Genomic DNA, 18,529 nt, shown 5'->3' on the forward strand with positions numbered 1-18,529 from the left:
ACGCAACCTGCCTATCAAGAATCACCCAAGGCAAACGCACCGCAAGCGCCCGGAATGGAGCAACAGGCCCTCACCGCCCAAAGCAATGCAGCGGCCCAACGGGCCGCCAACCAGTCACCCAATCAACCAACATCAATGCAACGACTTATCCGCCCGATGCTCATCAAAGACATACTCAAACACCTCACGGAAGTTCCGCGCAAAATGCACATTGATGCCCTCGCGCAGATAATCCGGGAGCTCCTCGAAGTCTCGCCGATTGGCAAACGGCAGGATCAGCTCCATGATTTTACCGCGCCGCGCGGCAATCACTTTCTCGCGTATGCCACCCACGGGCAACACCTGCCCCGTCAGCGTCAACTCACCGGTCATCGCCAGTGGACGCCTGATACGCTCACGGCGCGCCAGCGACACCAGCGATGTCGCCATCGTGACCCCCGCACTGGGCCCATCCTTGGGTGTTGCGCCTTCCGGCACGTGAAGATGCACCAGGCTCATGTCAAAAAAGTCCTGGTCACAGTTGTAGTCCTTGAGGTGGGCGACAACATAGCTGTAAGCAATCTCCGCCGACTCTTTCATCACATCACCGAGACGGCCGGTAAGTTTAAAGCCGCGATGCAGTGTGTGCACCTGGGAAGACTCGATGGGCAATGTCGCACCACCCATCGCTGTCCAGGCGAGCCCGGTGACAACGCCCACGCCACGCAGCGGCCTCTCGCGCTGGAACGGCGGCTTGCCCAGTAGTATCTCGATGTCTTTCTTACCGACACGCAACTTCTTCTCGTCGCCATCCAGCAGGCGCACGATGGATTTGCGCATGATACGGGCGATCTGCTTCTCCAGCGTCCGAACACCCGCCTCGCGGCAGTAGGAGTCGATCACATACTTCAGTCCCGCATCGTTGATCTTCAGTTGCTCGCTCTTTAAACCGTGGCGCTCTAGCTGCTTCGGCCAAAGGTGATTTTTAGCGATAAACAGTTTCTCTTCCGCCACGTAGCCAGACAAGCGCAGGGTCTCCATGCGGTCGAGCAGCGGTCCCGGAATAGTGTCCAGCTGGTTGGCCGTGCAGACGAACAGTACGTTGGACAGGTCGACCCGTAGATCGAGGTAGTGGTCCAGGAATTCGCTGTTCTGCTCCGGGTCCAGCACCTCCAGCAATGCCGAGGCGGGATCACCCTGGAAGGACGCGCCGATCTTGTCGATCTCATCAAGCATGATGACCGGGTTGGAAACCTCTACCTCCTTCAGCGCCTGGATAATCTTGCCCGGCATTGCACCCACATAAGTTCGCCTGTGGCCCTTGATTTCGGCCTCATCGCGCATGCCACCCAGACTGAAGCGGTAGAACTTTCGACCCAGCGCATCGGCCACCGAACGGCCGATGCTGGTCTTACCCACGCCGGGCGGGCCGACCAGCAACAGAATTGAACCGGCGATCTCGCCCTTGAAGGCGCCGACGGCGAGGAATTCCAGTATGCGATCTTTCACATCCTCCAGGCCCTCGTGATGCTCGTCCAGTATTGCGCGACCGTGCTTCAGATCCAGGTTATCTTTCGACAACACCCCCCAGGGCACACTGGTCGCCCAGTCGAGATAGTTGCGTGTAACGCCGTACTCCGCTGAGCCGGTTTCCAGCACGGACAACTTGTGCATTTCCTCCTCAATCCGCTTGGACGCCGCCTCGGGTATTTCCATACCCCCAATCCTGTCCTCAAACATCTCGACATCAGAGGTGCGATCATCCTTGGAGATACCCAGCTCTTTCTGGATAATTTTCAGTTGTTCGCGCAGGAAAAACTCGCGCTGTTGCTCAGAGACTTTTTCATTTACCTGACTGGTGATCTGGCCCTGCAGTTCAGCGACCTCGAGCTCTTTGCGCAGCAGATTCAGAACTTTCTCCATACGCGAACGCAGCGGCAGGGTATCCAGTATCTCCTGCAACTGTTCACCGGTTGCAGTGGTCAACGCCGCCGAAAAGTCGGCCAGCTGGCTGGGTTGCCTGGGACTGAAATTCGCCAGGTATTGCTTCAGCTCTTCGCTGTATAGAGGGTTGAGCGGCAGTAGTTCCCGAATCTGTTTGATCAGGGCCATCGCATAGGCCTTGATTTCGTCGTTGTCGCGATCACCCTGGCTGCGCGGGTATTCCACCTGCACCAGATAGGGCGGTTTTTCACTGAGCCAGCGTACGATGCGAAAACGCCTGATACCCTGGGCCAGAAACTGTCCAGCCTGGCCCCCGTTATTGGGAGGGCTATGCAGCCGCACAGCACAACCGATCTCGGGAAACTGACGCGGTCCCGTCTTGGTGACATCCGCCATATCCACATAGGACAGGCCAATTAAGCCACGCCCCTCACGCTGCACTGCCTGCAACGTACTCTCCCACTCCCGGGGATCAATCGCGATCGGCTGAATCTGCCCCGGAAAAAAGGGACGATGCGGGATGGGAATCAAATGCAGAGTATCGGGCAACACGTCGTCGGCCACCGCTGGCGTACTCTGAGTTTCTTGCGGGGGTTCCACCTGAATATCTGCTGGGTCTTGTGTATCGCTCATGTTGATTCAGTTCCTGTGCCATCTTTGAAGTTGCAGGGGAGTGGCGGCCTATCCCCTGTGCATCCCTTCTTTATATAGGCTGAACGGTAATTTTCAAGCTTCACGCCATCCGGGCGTGCTGCCGCGTGGCAGTTACCGCTATACTTGCACCCCTCAATTTTCCACTGCGTATCGGACGCAGTTTCACGAGGACAACACCGTGCACATCGATCAACTGTCAGCCGCCGAGCTCGCGACAGAACTGGATTCGCTGCAGAAGCAGTACAATGCCTTGGGAGAGCGCAACCTCTCTCTGGACCTTACCCGCGGCAAACCCTGCACCGAGCAAACTCGCCTTTCCGATACCCTGGACGGTATTCTCAACGGCGACTTCCTGTCTGCCAACGGTACCGATGTACGCAACTATGGCGGCCTTGAGGGCCTGCACGAGGCCAGGGAATTGTTCGCACAGGTGCTGGGCGTCACACCCGAGGAAACGCTCGTCGGCGGGAGTTCCAGCCTGACGATGATGTACGGCGTTATCGAATTTGCATTGACCGAGGGCCTGACCGGCCCGACCTCCGCATGGGGCAACAACGAATCCGTGAAGTTCCTGTGCCCGGCACCCGGCTATGACCGCCATTTCTCCGTCTGTGAGCATCTGGGGATTGAAATGATCACCGTGCCCATGCTGGAAACCGGGCCAGACATGGATCGCATTGAAGCGCTGGTAGCCGAGGATGATGCCATCAAGGGCATGTGGTGCGTACCACGTTTTTCCAACCCCACCGGCTGTGTCTACAGCGATGAAACTGTAGAGCGCATTGCACGCCTGGGGCTGCAAGCCAGCGACAACTTTCTGGTGATGTGGGATAACGCCTACGCCGTTCACACCCTGTATGACGATGCACCACAACTGGCCTGCATCCGTGACTACTGCCAAAAACACGGCACCATGGATACTGTGTTTCAGTTTGGCTCCACGTCCAAGGTCACGTTCGCCGGGGCCGGGGTTGCCTTTCTGGCCAGCAGTGAGAAGAACGTGGCCGCGCTGAAGCAACATCTGTCGTTTCAAACCATCGGCCCCGACAAGGTAAACCAGCTGCGCCATGTGCGCTTTCTGGCCGATATGGATACGCTGGCCAAGCACATGTCAAACCACGCAGACATTATCCGACCACGCTTTGAGTGTGTACTGGAAACACTCTCGCGGGAATTGGCGGACACGGGAATGGGCGAGTGGACATCACCGCGCGGCGGTTACTTTGTCTCGTTCAACACCCTGCCAGGGCTGGCTCGCAAAGTGGTGCAACTGGCCGATGCCATCGGTGTAAAACTGACACCGGCTGGGGCGACCTTCCCCTACGGCAAAGATCCCGAGGACAGTAATATCCGACTATCACCAACCTACCCGTCACTCGATGATCTCAGTGCCGCTGTTGCAGCGTTTGTGGTCTGTGTAAAACTTGCTTCGATCGAGGATCGATTACAGAGCAAGAAATAATATCGGAGACGCGTGGATGGCGGTCGGCTAACTAGTACCGCCACTCCTCGCCCCACAGGCTGCGGATATAGTTCACCAGATCCCAGACGGCATCTTCACCACCCAGTTCAATTTCCCATCCGGGCATGGCTGCACTCGTGCCGTTGGCGATGCTATCGTAAAGCTCCTGCTCCGAAATACCGTAAAAATAGGCCGTTGGGTCAGCGAGGTTGGTAGCACCGGGCACGGGGTCAAATTCATCGGCGTTGCGATAACTGGCATCGCCCGCAAAACTTTCAAAGGTTTCAGACTCCAGCGGAGCGCCGTGATAGGAATCAATCGCCCGCGTTACCGTTCCAAGCACATCCGCCCTGACATCCGCCTCCACTTCCGGGGCAGGGTTGTCAGCCCATTCGGGCCAGTCCTCGTCCACCGTCACTGTCGTTTGCGGAGTCGCCGCGCCACGCACCAGTTCGACCAACTCGGCATAGTCCTCAGAGGCGTCCGCTTCCGCAGTATCGTAGAGTTCCTCATACTGAAATGCGGTATCGGCACCGTGGCAGTCACTGCAGTAGAGGTCGTAGAGCTGCGCACCCCGGTTCACCGACTCCTCATCGAAGGGGTTGACATCCGCCACCACCTGCGCCGCGATCGCGCCAAAACCAATGCAGAGAAACACAATTTTTAGGGGAAGCTTTGACATCACGTTGCTGCGATGTGACATAGGCAATCGGGCACGGGTTTACTCTTCGCCGCCCTTCTGTCCGGGCGGAAACCCCGCGAACGGGAAACTGGCGACGTTACTCTCGGAGGTGGTGACATCAGACACTTTACTACTGCCCTCCTTGTCCACCTCATCGATGCGGATGATAGCCTGCAGCGGGATATAACTGCGCTTCACACCACTGAATTCATTCTTGAGCTTTTCCTCACTCGGATCCACCAGAATCTGCGAGCGCTCACCAAACACGAACTCTTCCACCTCGATGAAGCCCCACATATCACTCTGGTATATCTGACGGGCGAACACCTCAAACACCTGGTTGCCGTTTTGAAAAATCACCTTGTATACGGGTTGGTTTGCCATTGTCATCTCGTGTATCGAATCTCGCAATGTGCCCACCTGCCAGCGGCGACAGGCCGCCGGATTTTGGCGGCCGGCAATATTAACACCATAGCCGCAGAATACCAGTTTCCGCGCCACCTCTCAGGCACTAGGTTTGCCCCCCCGAACTGGGTATAATCCGCGCCCCTTTTTCAGATAGAGCGGCAGACGCACTGCAATAACCCGGTGAGCAAGAAACTCTACATCAAGACCCACGGCTGCCAGATGAACGAATACGACTCATCCCGTATGCGTGATCTATTGCAACTCAGCCATGACATGACCCCGACGGACAACCCGGAGGACGCTGATGTATTGCTTCTAAATACCTGTTCTATAAGGGAAAAAGCGCAAGAAAAGGTATTTCACCAGCTCGGGCGCTGGAAGCAGCTGAAACAGAAAAACCCCAACCTCATCATCGGTGTCGGCGGCTGCGTGGCCAGCCAGGAGGGCGCCGAAATTGGTCGCCGCGCACCGTATGTGGACCTGGTATTCGGCCCCCAGACACTGCACAGGCTGCCGCAAATGATGGAGCAGCGCGGTTCAGCCGGCACACTGGTCGTCGACGTCAGCTTCCCGGAAATCGAAAAATTCGACAATCTACCGCAACCGAAAGTGGAGGGCCCCTGCGCCTTCGTATCCATCATGGAGGGCTGCAGCAAGTACTGCACCTTCTGCGTCGTGCCCTATACGCGTGGTGAAGAGGTGTCGCGACCGGTGGACGATGTCATCGCCGAAATCGCCCACCTCGCGCAGGACGGGGTGCGCGAAGTCAATCTGCTGGGGCAGAATGTCAACGCCTATCGCGGGCTCAGCCACGATGATGAGATCGTTGATTTCGCAGAATTGCTGTATTTTGTCGCCCGCATCCCGGGCATTGAGCGCATCCGCTACACCACGTCTCACCCCGTGGAGTTCTCCGACGCGTTGATTGCTGCCTATGCAGACATACCACAGCTGGTGGATCACCTGCACCTGCCAGTGCAGAGCGGCTCAGATCGCATTCTGGCGGCGATGAAACGCGGCCACACCGTGCTGGAGTACAAATCCAAAATACGCCGCCTGCGGAAAATTCGCCCCAATATCAGCCTGTCATCGGACTTCATCATCGGTTTCCCCGGCGAAACCGAGACGGATTTTGCCGCCACCATGAAGCTGATCGAGGAGATCGGCTTCGACAGTTCCTTCAGCTTCGTCTATAGCGCCCGCCCCGGCACCCCGGCGGCAGAGTTGCCAGATGAAACCGACGAAGAAACCAAGAAACAGCGATTGCAGATACTCCAGACGCGCATCCTGCAACACGCCGCCGAGATCAGCCGCAGCATGATCGACACCACACAGCGCATTCTGGTTACCGGGGTATCCAAAAAAGACCCCGGACAGTTGCAGGGCCGCACTGAAAATAATCGCGCGGTGAATTTCTCGGCGACAGACCATTCATTGATCGGTGAATTTGTGGATGTGAAGATTGTCGAAGCACTCCCCAACTCACTGCGCGGCGCGAGAATCGTAGGTTGACGCCTGTGAATTCCCGTATATCCTTAAAGAATATTGACATTGCCCATAGCGGCGACAGGATATTTTGAACAACAAACCTCCCCCGGAACCGTCTCCTCGACAGTTAACCCAAGCAACCCTGACTCTTGAGCCGGATGACGCGCGTCATCTGGCGATGTTGTGCGGCCATCTCGACAGCCATCTGCGCCAGATCGAGAATCGGCTTGGCATCACTATAAGCGCTCGGGGCAATCAAATGCGACTGGAGGGTACGGCCAATGCCGTGAAAACGGCTGAGCAGTTGCTCCTGCACCTGTATGCCGAGATATGCCAGGATGTGGCACTGAGCCCCGAATCATTGCACCTGCAACTGCAGGAAGCCGGGCTGGAGAGTCTGGTGGGTGCCAGCGCAGATACTTCTATCGCGCCCATTCAGATCATCCGTACCAAACGCGCCTCGATCAAGCCACGCGGCGAAAACCAACAATCCTATGTGCGAACAATCAAGGAGTGTGATATCAATTTTGGTATCGGGCCTGCCGGCACCGGGAAAACCTATCTGGCCGTTGCCTGCGGAGTTGAGGCGTTACTGGAAGAGCGCGTACGGCGCATTCTACTGGTCCGGCCGGCAGTGGAAGCCGGCGAAAAGCTGGGCTTTCTGCCCGGCGATCTCAGCCAAAAAATTGACCCTTATTTACGGCCGCTCTATGACGCGCTGTACGAGATGCTCGGGTTTGAAACCGTCAACAAATACATCGAGCGCAATATTGTCGAAGTGGCGCCGCTGGCCTTCATGCGCGGCCGCACCCTGAACAATGCCTTCATCATTCTTGACGAAGCACAGAACACCACCCGCGAGCAGATGAAAATGTTTCTCACCCGCATCGGGTTTGGCTCTACCGCGGTCATCACCGGCGATGCCACACAGATCGACCTGCCGCGCGGCGCGCATTCCGGGCTCACCCATGCGAGTAATATTCTCGGAGAGGTAGAGGGCCTGGGGTTTACCTATTTCGGCAACAAGGACGTGGTGCGACACCCCCTGGTACAGCGTATCGTGCAGGCTTACGACAACGCCGAAGAGGTTGCGGCACCACTGGACAAGAACCGGCTGTGAAATCGCTTGTGGATCTCCAGAATGCGAGTTGCGAGGCTGTTCCACCTGCGGAAGATTTCCGCCGCTGGGTCAGAGCCGCCCTCACCGGGCGCACAACCGCGCAACAGCCCGAAGTCTGTATTCGCCTGGTGGACGATGAGGAAATGGCTCAGCTCAACACCAACTACCGGGGCAAAGAAGGGGCTACCAATGTGCTCTCCTTCCCCGCCGACCTCCCCACAGAACTGGAAGTGCCACTGCTGGGCGATATCGTTATCTGTGCCCCTGTCGTCATCACAGAGGCCGACCAGCAGGGTAAAACGGTCAGCGCGCACTGGGCGCATATGACCGTCCACGGCACACTCCACTTACTCGGTTATGATCACATTAAAGAGGAAGAAGCAGAGATTATGGAAGCTCTCGAAAGCGCCATTCTCAGGCAGTTGAACTACAAGTGTCCCTACCAAAGTCACGTATCACGCGAGCGTATCGCGCGATGAGCGAAGACCGCAACGGCAGTGACAACAACGATCGATCCTGGATAGACAAAATCACTTTGCTGTTCAGCTCTGAACCGCGCACGCGCCGCGACCTCGAAGATGTGCTGACAGTTGCCGTAGAAAACGAGATTATCGACCAGGACGCCCACAGCATCATGGAAGGTGCGATGCAGGTCAGTGATATGCAGGCGCGTGACATTATGATTCCGCGTTCGCAAATGGTCATTATCAAAGCAGATGCCACGCTGGAAGACACCCTGCCGCATATCATCCACTCCGCCCACTCCCGCTATCCGGTTGTCGGCGACAGTCCTGACGTGATTCTGGGGATTCTGCTGGCCAAGGATTTACTGCCGCAGATACTCAATCTGGACAACGACAGTTTCAGAATCGAGGATCTGCTGCGCCCCGCCATGGTGGTGCCGGAGAGCAAACGCCTGAACGTCCTACTGCGCGAATTCCGGGAGAACCGCAATCATATGGCGATAGTGATCGATGAGTACGGCGGGGTCGCCGGTCTCATCACTATCGAAGATGTGCTGGAGGAAATCGTCGGTGAAATCGAGGACGAGACAGACGCCCAGGTCGACCGTCATATCCACATGATAGACAACAACGAATTCATGGTGAAAGCGCTTACGCCCATCGAGGAGTTCAACACCTATTTTGACAGCAATTTCAGCGATGACGATTTCGACACTATCGGCGGCTTGGTCATTCAGGCTTTTGGACATATGCCCGCACGCCATGAAGTCACCACAATTGATGGCTTCAGGTTCGAGGTGATCAAGGCCGACCAGCGCAAGATTTACAGCTTGCGCATGCAACGGCCGCGGAATTAACTCCTGTGAACCGACGTCGATGCGATCTGAATCCAGCCTGAATCCGCTCTTTGTCCTGATCTGGGCGCCGCTGGTCGGAGCGCTGGTAACGCTGTCGCTGGCCCCCTTTGATTTCTGGCCCGCAGGCATTCTGAGCTGCGCCCTCTACGCACATCTGCTGTGCACCTGCTCCGCCAGACAGGGCCTGTGGCGTGGCTGGCTTTACGGCTTCGGCATGTTTGGCAGCGGCGTTTCCTGGATCTATGTAAGCATCCACGTCCACGGCAACGCCAGCGTGCCACTGGCAGCGATGCTGACAGCACTGTTCTGTGCCGGTCTGGCGCTGTTTCACGCCCTCTTCGCCTGGATATACGTGAGGTTTGTGCGCCCACTTCCCGGAGGTATGCTGGTAGGGTTCCCTGCCCTGTGGGTACTATTTGAGTGGTTTCGGGAATGGGCACTGACCGGGTTTCCCTGGCTTTATCTGGGCTATGCCCACGTGTCGACCTGGATCTCCGGCTGGGCCCCTATCACCGGGGTCTTCGGCCTCTCGTTCATCTGCGCAATCTCGGGCACCTGCCTGTTTCTGGCGTGGCGCAGTCGCAAAGCCGTCTCCTGTACCACCTATGCAGTAGTGCTGATCACACTGTGGGGTGGCGGCGCCATACTCAAGCCTACACAGTGGGTGGGGCAAGCCAATGAACAGCCAATAACCGTCGCCCTGGTTCAGCCCAATGTCCCACAGGAACACAAATGGGACCCTCGATGGTACAACACCATCCTGCAACAGTTGCAGGTCTCCACCGAAGACTTGCTGGGGCGCGACATCGTTATCTGGCCGGAATCAGCCGTACCCAATTACTTTCAGCAGGCCCAGGATTTCCTGGAACCGATCAGCCAGCGCGCGGCGGCAGCCGGCACCACGCTGATTACCGGTGCACCCTATCGCGCGGCCGGCAGTTCCGCATCCTACAATGGTATCGCCGCATTGGGGGCAGGCAGCGGCACCTACCTGAAACAGCGCCTGGTACCGTTCGGTGAATATGTGCCGCTGGAGAACCAGCTGCGCGGCCTGATCGATTTCTTCGATCTGCCGATGTCATCCTTCAGCTCCGGCCCGGCCAAACAAAAGCCGCTGTCATCCGGGGCGTATCGCGTCGCCCCCTTCATCTGCTATGAAATCGTCTATGGCGGCCTGGTGGCCGAGAATGCACAGAATGCAGAACTGCTGATCACTATCAGCAACGACAGCTGGTTCGGCGACTCCATCGGGCCCTGGCAGCACCTACAGATCGCCCAGATGCGGGGGCGGGAAAATGGCCGCTATGTGTTGCGCGCGACCAACAATGGCATCTCTGCCATCATCGACCACCAGGGGCGAATCGTGAAGCGCACGGAGCAGTTTGTTGAGACCACTCTCACTGGCCAGGCGGAGGCGATGCTGGGCAATACGCCGTTCAGCAGCTTTGGGAACAAGCCAATGGTGATCGCCTGCTTCCTCGGGTTAATCCTTATGTGGCTGATGTATCTGGGGTTCTGGCGGGAGAACTAGTGCCCCTGAACGACCAGACTTTATCAACCCGTCAGTTTGGGCAGTCCTCAAGCGCACTGAGCGTAGGAACAGTGAGATCGGGTGTGGTGTCCGGCGGGGTACCGCCCGGCCCTGCTACATCTGCGGCAATAACAAAGATTAGCGGCTGGCGGGGAAGTGGCTCACCTTCACAGAGTTCAACCGTTCGACCAAGTGCGCGATTGAGTTGCGACACCGTGTCCTCATGACCATGAACCCATCGATAGGGAAATTTATTGCCACTAATATGGGCTATATTGTACTTGAGCTCCGTTCCCGTAACAGGTTGACCCAGTACCGAGGTACGATCAGGTGTGCCAATAATCACTGCGTGAGAGTCTGGGTCGGAGCTATAGAAGGAGTTTCCGATAACTTTGTTACCGTCGTCCTCGACCCTGATTCCGTAAGTGACATCGCGAAATAAATTGTAGCTGATGGTATTGTCGGCAGCGAAATCGAGCACCACCCTACGCACAGGCTCCTGTATATAGGCATCGTCGGTGCACTCCATCGGGAGAGTGTTTTCGCCCATTCTCGACCCGACCCAGACCCCGTTGCGTCCTCCCCAGAAAAGGTTGCGCTCAATTAGATTGTTATCAGAGGGAAACCGGCGCTCGAAGTATCTGGGGCTCTCGGGGAATTCACCACAGTTTTTATACAGAAAGAGGCCGCCAGCGCTATTGCCTGCGAAGAGATTGCTCCGAACCGTATTTTCATAGGAGCCATCAATGGCCAAACCTTCACGGCCAACCCCCCAAAACCAGAAATCAATGCCATTGAGCGTAGCCAATTGCCCGCTGGGCCCATTCTCCCGAAAACCATTGTTAACTATAAAATTTTGCTCGATCGTGTTCCGGCGTGAGCCCGTCTCGAGATAGATACCCGTGCTTCCCGCCTCCGCTATCAGGTTTTTCTGTACCGTGACACCGGACACGTACGCATCAATGTAGACGCCGACGCCGTGTGATTTACTGAAGTAATTCTTCTCCAGCAGTATCTGATCAGTTGGTGTTAGATACTCTTCCCCTTGCTCAAAAGAGCGAAAACCCTCTCGTAGAATTCGCAAGCTGTTCAAGAAGCCTTCCACATGGCATGAACGAACCGTAACGCCGGTGAGCGCCGTACCCTCCGGGGCGGCGATAACTATGCCACGCAACCCTGTCGAACCCTGTGCCTGTATCAGCGCATTGCGACAATCCAGGGTGACGTTCGACGTTGAAATTTCAAAGCCCCCCGTGTAAACACAGGATGGATCGAGGTGAGAGTTTTGTGTGATTTGTACCCTGTCAGCAGCACTGCTGCACCCGATAAGCTGGGAATCCGCTGCAAGCGGACTGAGTTTGCAGCCGCTCAACCCTGCCACCATCAGCAGCAAGAGTGCAGGCATAGCTACCGGTTTTCGGCGGGATTGCGGTCGAATTGAGCGGTGGGAGGCTGGTGCGAGTTTTATTATTATGGTGCTGATCAAAACTTATCCCTCACTTCGATTTGAGCACTTGCCCGTTCGGGCTAATGTCAATTACGATATCGGCTGGTTCTGTTCTTACCGTCAATAATAGGTGGTCGCACTGATATTGTGCAACCTTGGCGCCCATCTGCTGCTATAGGGATGGGGCCGGATGTTGAGCCTGCCAGATAACGTAGGTCTTGATGTTTGAATGGTATAAATTCGTTACTCAGGAGCGGTTTGTCTCCCCGCGTGTACGAACGGCACCCTATCGGGGTATTAGGACCAGTTACAAACTTCGCAGGTCTGTCGAATTACTGCTAGAATCCGGCATTAATTTTCGCTCGCGAAAGCCTCACATTGAGGCCCTACCCCGACCGATATTCCTTCAGACACCAAGGACGCATCGCGCACCCCGCAATGGATCAACAATACAACCCACAGGCACTGGAAAAGGCCGCCCAGACACACTGGCTGACCAACAAAAGCTTCGCCGTACAGCAGGATGACGCGCGGGAAAAATTTTATTGCCTGGCGATGTTCCCCTATCCCAGCGGTCAGTTACATATGGGCCATGTGCGTAATTACACCATTGCGGACGTGATCGCCCGCTACCAGCGCATGCAGGGCAAAAACGTACTGCAACCCATGGGCTGGGACGCCTTTGGCCTGCCCGCAGAAAATGCGGCCATCAAGCACAAGGTGCCGCCGGCGCAGTGGACGGCGCAGAATATCGATTACATGCGCGAACAATTGCAGCAACTGGGCTTCGCATATGACTGGGAACGGGAACTGGCGACCTGCGATCCTTCCTATTACCGCTGGGAACAGTGGTTTTTCACCCGGCTGTTTGAAAAAGGCCTGGCCTACAAGAAGAAGGCCGAGGTGAACTGGTGCGAAACCGACCAGACCGTGCTGGCCAATGAGCAGGTGGTGGACGGCTGCTGCTGGCGTTGTGACAACCCGGTGGAGCGCCGGGAGATCGACCAATGGTTTATCAAGATCACCGATTATGCCGAGCAGCTGCTGACGGACCTGGACACGCTGGATCAGTGGCCGGAACAAGTGCGCACCATGCAGCGCAACTGGATCGGCCGTTCTGAAGGGGTCGATCTGGACTTCACGCTCAAGGATGGCAGCGCACTCAGTGTCTATACCACTCGGCCGGATACACTGATGGGCGTGACCTATGTCGCCGTGGCGTTGCAGCACCCAATCGCAAAAACCGCCGCTGAGACTGACCCGGCATTGGCAGCGTTCATCGAATCGCAGGGCAATATCAAAGTCGCTGAGGCCGATATGGCCACGATGGACAAACTCGGCATGGCGACCGGCGTCACCGCCATCCATCCGCTCACTGGTCAGGAGGTTCCGGTATGGGCTGCCAACTTCGTGTTGATGAGCTATGGCTCCGGCGCGGTAATGTCGGTACCCGGCCACGATCAGCGCGACTGGGAATTCGCCACAAAATACGATTTACCCATCGTGCAGGTTATTGCCCCCGCCGCGAATGAAACCTGCGATCTCAGCCAGGCCGCCTTTACCGAGAAAGGTATACTGGTTAATTCCGGCGAATTCGACGGCCTGGATTTCCAGCAGGCGTTCGCCACCATCGCAGACCGCCTGGAACACGAGGGCAAGGGCAAGCGCACGGTTAACTTCCGGCTGCGCGACTGGGGTGTCTCACGCCAGCGCTACTGGGGCGCGCCTATTCCCATTATCAATTGTGACAGCTGCGGCGCAGTGCCTGTGCCGGCGGCAGACCTACCGGTTATACTGCCCACCGAGATAGCATTTGAGGGTGTCGGTTCACCGCTCAAAACAATGCCGGAGTTCTACCAGACCACATGCCCGAGTTGCGGCGGCGCAGCCACGCGGGAAACGGATACCTTCGACACCTTCATGGAATCGTCCTGGTATTACGCGCGCTACGGCTGTGCCAACAACAATGAAGCCATGCTCGACGGCGAGGCGGATTATTGGGCGCCAGTGGATCAGTATGTCGGCGGCATCGAGCATGCGATCCTGCACCTGCTGTATTCGCGCTTCTTCCACAAACTGATGCGCGATGAGGGGCTGGTCAGTTCCGACGAGCCTTTCGTACGCCTGCTCACGCAGGGTATGGTGCTCAAAGACGGCGCCAAGATGTCCAAATCCAAAGGCAACACGGTGGACCCGCAATCGCTGATCGAGCGCTACGGTGCCGACACGGTGCGCCTGTTCAGCATGTTTGCCGCGCCGCCGGAGCAATCCCTGGAATGGTCAGACTCGGGTGTGGAGGGTGCCAACCGCTTCCTCAAGCGGCTGTGGAAGATGGCGGGTAACTATGCAGCAGCGGGGGCCTCTCCGGCACTGGATAAGGCTGCGCTCAACGATCAGCAAAAAAACATTCGCCGCAAGCTGCACGAAACCATCGCCAAAGTCGGCGATGATTACGGCCGCCGCCAGACATTTAATACCGCGATCGCGGCGATCATGGAGCTGTGCAATGACCTGGGTAAACTGGACGACGAACCTCAGAGCCGCGCCGTACTGTATGAAGCGCTGCACGCTATCGTCCTGATGCTGAGCCCGATTGTGCCGCACCTTAGCCATGCGCTGTGGCCAATTCTGGGTGGCAAAGGCGATATCCTGAACGCCCTCTGGCCCGTTGTTGACGAGAGCGCCCTCACCCGCGACAGTATCGAGATGGTTGTGCAGGTGAATGGCAAAGTGCGTGCAAAGATGGAAGTCCCGGCTGCGGCAGACAAGGACACCGTCGAGGCTCTGGCGCGCTCACAGCCGAACGTGAGCCGATTTCTGGACGGGCTCAGCGTACGCAAGGTCATTGTAGTACCGGGTAAGTTAGTTAATATTGTGGCCGATTCCAAATAGCGAGACTCACTATGTACAAGCGCTTCACGCACTACGGTTTGATCCTTGGCATCACTGCGCTGCTGGCTTCCTGCGGCTTTCACCTGCGCGGCACGGGTAATGTCGGCGCCTCGATTCCGGACGCCTGGAGAAATATGCACCTGGTGACCGGCAGCCCCAATGGCGAATTCAGCCGGGCCGTCACAGCCCAGCTCGCCGCCAACGGAGTGCAGTGGTCAGAAGGCGACACGGCCAGTTTCGACCTTCTATTGGGCCCGGAGCGCTTTGAACAGCGCAGCCTTTCGGTAAACTCCGAGGCACGTGTCGCTGAATATGAACTCACCATGAGCTCTGAATTCTCGATCCTCGACCCAAACAAGAAAGAGATCGTTCCCGCCACCACGGTGACCGTCGTCAAACAAATGGAGAACGACCCGCGCAACGTGGTCGGCAAGGAGAGCGAGATTCGCCTGATTAAGGGTGAAATGCGCACCGATCTGGCACAGCAGATCACACGCCGCATCAGCTTCTACGCGGCCAGCATCTTGCAGGAGGAATCCCAATCAGATGACAATCCGCAAGAAAGCCCACCCGAAAACAAGTAATGCGCCTCTACCCTGAGAAACTGGCTGGCCACCTCCAGAAAGACCTGCTTCCTGTATACCTTGTCAGTGGTGACGAGACACTGTTAGTGCAGGAGTGCTGTGACCAGATCCGCCAGAAAGCTCGGGAGGCAGGCTGTAGCGAGCGGGAAATCATCGACGCCGATATCGCCGGCTTCAACTGGCAGGATATTCTGCACAGCGCTGCCAGTATGTCGCTGTTTGCAGAGCGCAAGCTGGTCGAACTGCGCCTACCCAGTGGCAAGCCCGGCGCACCGGGCAGCAGCGCCCTGTGCGAATATCTGGATATCAGCAGCGGCGACGATGTCCTGCTGATCGTCTCCGGCAAAATCGACAAGCAGTCCACCAACAGCAAATGGTACAAGGCGCTCGACAAGGCCGGCGTCACCATTCAGGTGTGGCCGGTGGATGCGAAAAGCCTGCCCCGCTGGCTGCAACAGCGAGTGCGCGGCGCGGGTATGAGTATCGACGACGATGCGCTGCAACTGCTGTGTGATCGAGTGGAGGGCAACCTGCTCGCCGCGGTACAGGAGGTCGAAAAACTGAAACTGCTGGCGCTCGATTCGAACATCACCACGAAAACGGTCATCGATGCGGTCTCTGACAACGCGCGCTATAACGTATTCGAAATGACAGACAACGCGATCAAGGGCGATGCCAGCACCAGCCTGCGCATGTTGCACGGCTTGCGCGCAGAAGGCTCTGAACCACCGGCGGTACTGTGGGCGCTCGCCCGCGAGATTCGCACATTGTACGAGGCAAAACTGGAATGCGACAACGGCCGCAGTCCGCAACAAGTGCTCTCTTCTCTGCGTGTCTGGCAAAACCGTATGCCCATCATGCAGGCGGCGCTGGCGCGTCACGATGCCAACTCGCTGGCGCTGCTGCTGGAGCAAGCCTCGCAGGTTGATGGCAGCATCAAGGGTTTCGCCGGCGGCAAGCCCTGGGATAATCTCGAACGCCTTGTCACCGGGCTCAGCCGAATCTCCGCTTAACGCTTTCCGACTTTCCGACTTTCCGACTTTCCGACTTTTCGACTTTCCGACTTTCCGACTTTCCGACACGAGTTAACCTGGTATCGCGGCATACTCCAGACTCTTTCAGTATATCTGTGGGAAAGCGGGCTGGTTCTGGTTTCTAGCGGGCGGTTCCAAGGGTGTGGAGCGAACCAGTGACGGCCGCAAGCTCGCTCTCCTCCTCGGCTGCTGCGCAACTCAACCATTTTTTGCTGCGCAAAAAATTGGGATTCGAACTCTGCTCGCAGAAAGCCTCCGAGGAGGAGAGCGAGCTTAAACGCGGCCCGATTGTCACTGGTCCGCGCCACACCCTTGAAACCTTATCCAGCATCGCACCGTAATTCATTGGTGGCTTTATGGTACGAAGGAGAGCCCCGGGGAGTTGCAGTACCTTGGTGACAATCAGGCCACGCTTAAGCTTGCCAACTGTTGCGGGGGGATTTCGGCGAGCAGAGCCTGCCCCTGTTTATGGATAGTGTTCGAGTCCCAAAAAATGCGTAGCATTTTTGGTCGAGTTGCGCAGCCGCCCGCAAGCACGGGCAAGCTTGTGGCCGTCACCACGGTAACGCAACCTCCCGACGACTCGGCCCACCAACGACAAAACTTCACAAAATTCACACCTTGCATTCTGCAACTTTCAATACTACTGTATGTTCATACAGTGTTATAGACAAGTTAACCCAAGAGGCAAATGCCATGAAGATGAATGAGATGCTGGAGCAGGTCACCAATCGCAACGACACCTGGCGTGGTCGCCACCGCCATTTCGCGGACCATGGAATCTCCGCGAACAATGATTGCCACGGAGCCCAGGGCCTTGCCACTGGCTATTCGGCACTGGATACAGAGCTACAACAGAATGGTTGGCCGCTGGACAGCACCATCGAGCTGTTGAGCGACGGTTGTGGGATGGGCTCCATGGGGCTGTTTCTGCCGGCCATGGAAAGCCTCAGTGCACAGGGCCGCTGGCAGGTGTTTATCGCTCCGCCCTACAGGCCTTACGCCCCTCTGCTGGCGGCGCGGGGTATCGACACCCAACAGGTTTTACTGGTCCACCCCCAGAATAGGCAGGATCTGTTATGGGCCACCGAGCAAGCCCTGCGCAGCAGTACCTGCAGCGCGGTATTCAGCTGGCTGGGGGCACAGGAATACAGCTACGGGGAGTTGCGCAAACTGCAGCTCGCTGCTGCCAGTGGCGACAGTCTGGCGGTGCTGTTCCGCCCCAACCAGGCGGGCCGCAACCATGCGCCGTCCAGCCTGCGTATGCAAATGCGGGAGTATCGCAAGGTACACATCCTCAAACAGCGTGGCGGCAACCAATCTATTGATGTGGACTTATCCCCGGAAGAAGAGGTGCCACTACAGCCACAACTGTGGGAGCTTCCGGTCTGGAACGCCAGTAATCCACACGGCGCGGCAATGGGTACACCGGCACCCGTTGCCTGACACGCCTGTGATAAAACGGCTGAAAGTCTCTATAATCAGCGCAACCTGAATATGGAGCCCGGCGATGCAAACTCCTCTGAGAGGCAGTTGCCAATGCGGCGCTGTCACCTATACCGTTAGCGCTGCCCCCCTGTTTACCTACGCCTGCCACTGCCACAGTTGCCAGAAGCGTACAGGCAGCGCGTTCAGCCTGGGCTTGGTTATCACCACTGATACCCTGCAGCTGGAAGGCGCTTTGACATCCTGGAGTCGCGTTTCAGAGCAGGGCAACAGCAATACCCGCTATAGCTGTGCCAGCTGCGGCAATATCATTTACGGCATTGGTGACACCAGCCCCGAGCTGGCCAAGTTACAGGCCGGCACACTGGAGGACACCAGCGAGGTAGAGCCCGAGGTTCATATGTGGGCTGTCACCAAACAGCCCTGGCTTGTTCTACCCGAACGCGTGAAACAGTTCGAAACACAACCGGACGATGGACTTGCGCTATTTCAGGCGGCGCTGGACTACCGGACACAGGCCTGAGAAGAGCAACGTCA

At 57.0% G+C, this 18,529-nt stretch carries 16 protein-coding genes; 12 read left to right on the forward strand and 4 right to left on the reverse strand.

Annotation, left to right across the window (positions count from 1 at the left end; all coding sequences use genetic code 11):
• Positions 1 to 132: 132 nt before the first annotated feature.
• Entirely contained in the window at positions 133 to 2,556 is a 2,424-nt protein-coding gene (lon, locus tag AC0L6S_RS12430) for an endopeptidase La (protein ID WP_473424298.1), read from the reverse strand.
• A gap of 199 nt (positions 2,557 to 2,755) precedes the next feature.
• Between lon and AC0L6S_RS12435 the strand changes: the two genes are divergently transcribed.
• Positions 2,756 to 4,039, forward strand: coding sequence for an aspartate aminotransferase type Ic (locus AC0L6S_RS12435; RefSeq protein ID WP_473424299.1), 1,284 nt, complete (start codon positions 2,756 to 2,758; stop codon positions 4,037 to 4,039).
• A 31-nt stretch (positions 4,040 to 4,070) separates the two neighbouring features.
• On the opposite strand, the gene AC0L6S_RS12440 is transcribed toward AC0L6S_RS12435, so the two are convergent.
• Together AC0L6S_RS12440 and AC0L6S_RS12445 are read right to left on the reverse strand one after the other, a co-directional pair.
• Positions 4,071 to 4,721 (reverse strand): c-type cytochrome, encoded by a 651-nt coding sequence (locus AC0L6S_RS12440; RefSeq protein ID WP_473424300.1) that lies wholly within the window; start codon positions 4,719 to 4,721, stop codon positions 4,071 to 4,073.
• Positions 4,722 to 4,760: 39 nt separating this feature from the next.
• On the reverse strand, positions 4,761 to 5,105 hold the full coding sequence (locus tag AC0L6S_RS12445) for a DUF1820 family protein (protein WP_473424301.1): 345 nt from the start codon (positions 5,103 to 5,105) through the stop codon (positions 4,761 to 4,763).
• Between the two features lie 204 nt (positions 5,106 to 5,309).
• Between AC0L6S_RS12445 and miaB the strand changes: the two genes are divergently transcribed.
• The 5 genes from miaB (at position 5,310) to lnt (ending at position 10,589) form a co-directional block, all read left to right on the forward strand.
• Complete coding sequence (miaB, locus tag AC0L6S_RS12450; RefSeq protein ID WP_473424302.1) at positions 5,310 to 6,641, forward strand: tRNA (N6-isopentenyl adenosine(37)-C2)-methylthiotransferase MiaB; 1,332 nt, start codon at positions 5,310 to 5,312, stop codon at positions 6,639 to 6,641.
• Positions 6,642 to 6,705: 64 nt separating this feature from the next.
• Entirely contained in the window at positions 6,706 to 7,737 is a 1,032-nt protein-coding gene (locus AC0L6S_RS12455; RefSeq protein ID WP_473424303.1) for a PhoH family protein, read from the forward strand.
• Positions 7,734 to 8,216 carry an rRNA maturation RNase YbeY gene (gene ybeY / locus AC0L6S_RS12460; RefSeq protein WP_473424304.1) on the forward strand — a complete coding sequence of 161 codons (483 nt, stop codon included), beginning with the start codon at positions 7,734 to 7,736 and terminating at the stop codon, positions 8,214 to 8,216. Before AC0L6S_RS12455 ends, ybeY begins: the two co-directional genes overlap by 4 nt.
• Positions 8,213 to 9,058: an HlyC/CorC family transporter gene (locus AC0L6S_RS12465; protein ID WP_473424305.1), complete on the forward strand. Its 846-nt coding sequence runs from the start codon at positions 8,213 to 8,215 to the stop codon at positions 9,056 to 9,058. Before ybeY ends, AC0L6S_RS12465 begins: the two co-directional genes overlap by 4 nt.
• A gap of 19 nt (positions 9,059 to 9,077) precedes the next feature.
• Entirely contained in the window at positions 9,078 to 10,589 is a 1,512-nt protein-coding gene (lnt, locus tag AC0L6S_RS12470) for an apolipoprotein N-acyltransferase (protein WP_473424306.1), read from the forward strand.
• A gap of 31 nt (positions 10,590 to 10,620) precedes the next feature.
• Here the strand turns inward: lnt and AC0L6S_RS12475 are convergent, their stop codons facing one another.
• Positions 10,621 to 11,994 carry a NosD domain-containing protein gene (locus AC0L6S_RS12475; RefSeq protein WP_473424307.1) on the reverse strand — a complete coding sequence of 458 codons (1,374 nt, stop codon included), beginning with the start codon at positions 11,992 to 11,994 and terminating at the stop codon, positions 10,621 to 10,623.
• Positions 11,995 to 12,474: 480 nt separating this feature from the next.
• Here AC0L6S_RS12475 and leuS point away from each other — a divergent pair, with 480 nt between their 5' ends.
• The 6 genes from leuS (at position 12,475) to AC0L6S_RS12505 (ending at position 18,515) form a co-directional block, all read left to right on the forward strand.
• On the forward strand, positions 12,475 to 14,928 hold the full coding sequence (gene leuS, locus AC0L6S_RS12480) for a leucine--tRNA ligase (RefSeq protein WP_473424308.1): 2,454 nt from the start codon (positions 12,475 to 12,477) through the stop codon (positions 14,926 to 14,928).
• Positions 14,929 to 14,939: 11 nt separating this feature from the next.
• Positions 14,940 to 15,512, forward strand: coding sequence for an LPS-assembly lipoprotein LptE (locus AC0L6S_RS12485; RefSeq protein ID WP_473424309.1), 573 nt, complete (start codon positions 14,940 to 14,942; stop codon positions 15,510 to 15,512).
• On the forward strand, positions 15,512 to 16,525 hold the full coding sequence (gene holA / locus AC0L6S_RS12490; RefSeq protein ID WP_473424310.1) for a DNA polymerase III subunit delta: 1,014 nt from the start codon (positions 15,512 to 15,514) through the stop codon (positions 16,523 to 16,525). The genes AC0L6S_RS12485 and holA overlap by 1 nt, the downstream gene beginning before the upstream one ends.
• A gap of 176 nt (positions 16,526 to 16,701) precedes the next feature.
• Entirely contained in the window at positions 16,702 to 16,887 is a 186-nt protein-coding gene (locus AC0L6S_RS12495; protein WP_473424311.1) for a hypothetical protein, read from the forward strand.
• A gap of 355 nt (positions 16,888 to 17,242) precedes the next feature.
• Entirely contained in the window at positions 17,243 to 17,992 is a 750-nt protein-coding gene (gene imuA / locus AC0L6S_RS12500; RefSeq protein ID WP_473424312.1) for a translesion DNA synthesis-associated protein ImuA, read from the forward strand.
• Between the two features lie 64 nt (positions 17,993 to 18,056).
• Positions 18,057 to 18,515: a GFA family protein gene (locus AC0L6S_RS12505; protein WP_473424313.1), complete on the forward strand. Its 459-nt coding sequence runs from the start codon at positions 18,057 to 18,059 to the stop codon at positions 18,513 to 18,515.
• The last annotated feature ends 14 nt before the right edge of the window (positions 18,516 to 18,529 follow it).

This window comes from Halioglobus sp. D3-4, assembly GCF_055809315.1.

Bases quoted from the DNA above. Each gene is read 5' to 3' on its own strand.
- lon (WP_473424298.1), bottom strand. From the start codon at position 2,556: ATGAGCGATACACAAGACCCAGCAGATATTCAGGTGGAACCCCCGCAA.
- AC0L6S_RS12440 (WP_473424300.1), bottom strand. From the start codon at position 4,721: ATGTCAAAGCTTCCCCTAAAAATTGTGTTTCTCTGCATTGGTTTTGGC.
- AC0L6S_RS12445 (WP_473424301.1), bottom strand. From the start codon at position 5,105: ATGGCAAACCAACCCGTATACAAGGTGATTTTTCAAAACGGCAACCAG.
- AC0L6S_RS12465 (WP_473424305.1), top strand. From the start codon at position 8,213: ATGAGCGAAGACCGCAACGGCAGTGACAACAACGATCGATCCTGGATA.
- lnt (WP_473424306.1), top strand. From the start codon at position 9,078: ATGCGATCTGAATCCAGCCTGAATCCGCTCTTTGTCCTGATCTGGGCG.
- AC0L6S_RS12475 (WP_473424307.1), bottom strand. From the start codon at position 11,994: ATGCCTGCACTCTTGCTGCTGATGGTGGCAGGGTTGAGCGGCTGCAAA.
- leuS (WP_473424308.1), top strand. From the start codon at position 12,475: ATGGATCAACAATACAACCCACAGGCACTGGAAAAGGCCGCCCAGACA.
- AC0L6S_RS12485 (WP_473424309.1), top strand. From the start codon at position 14,940: ATGTACAAGCGCTTCACGCACTACGGTTTGATCCTTGGCATCACTGCG.
- holA (WP_473424310.1), top strand. From the start codon at position 15,512: ATGCGCCTCTACCCTGAGAAACTGGCTGGCCACCTCCAGAAAGACCTG.
- imuA (WP_473424312.1), top strand. From the start codon at position 17,243: ATGAAGATGAATGAGATGCTGGAGCAGGTCACCAATCGCAACGACACC.
- AC0L6S_RS12505 (WP_473424313.1), top strand. From the start codon at position 18,057: ATGCAAACTCCTCTGAGAGGCAGTTGCCAATGCGGCGCTGTCACCTAT.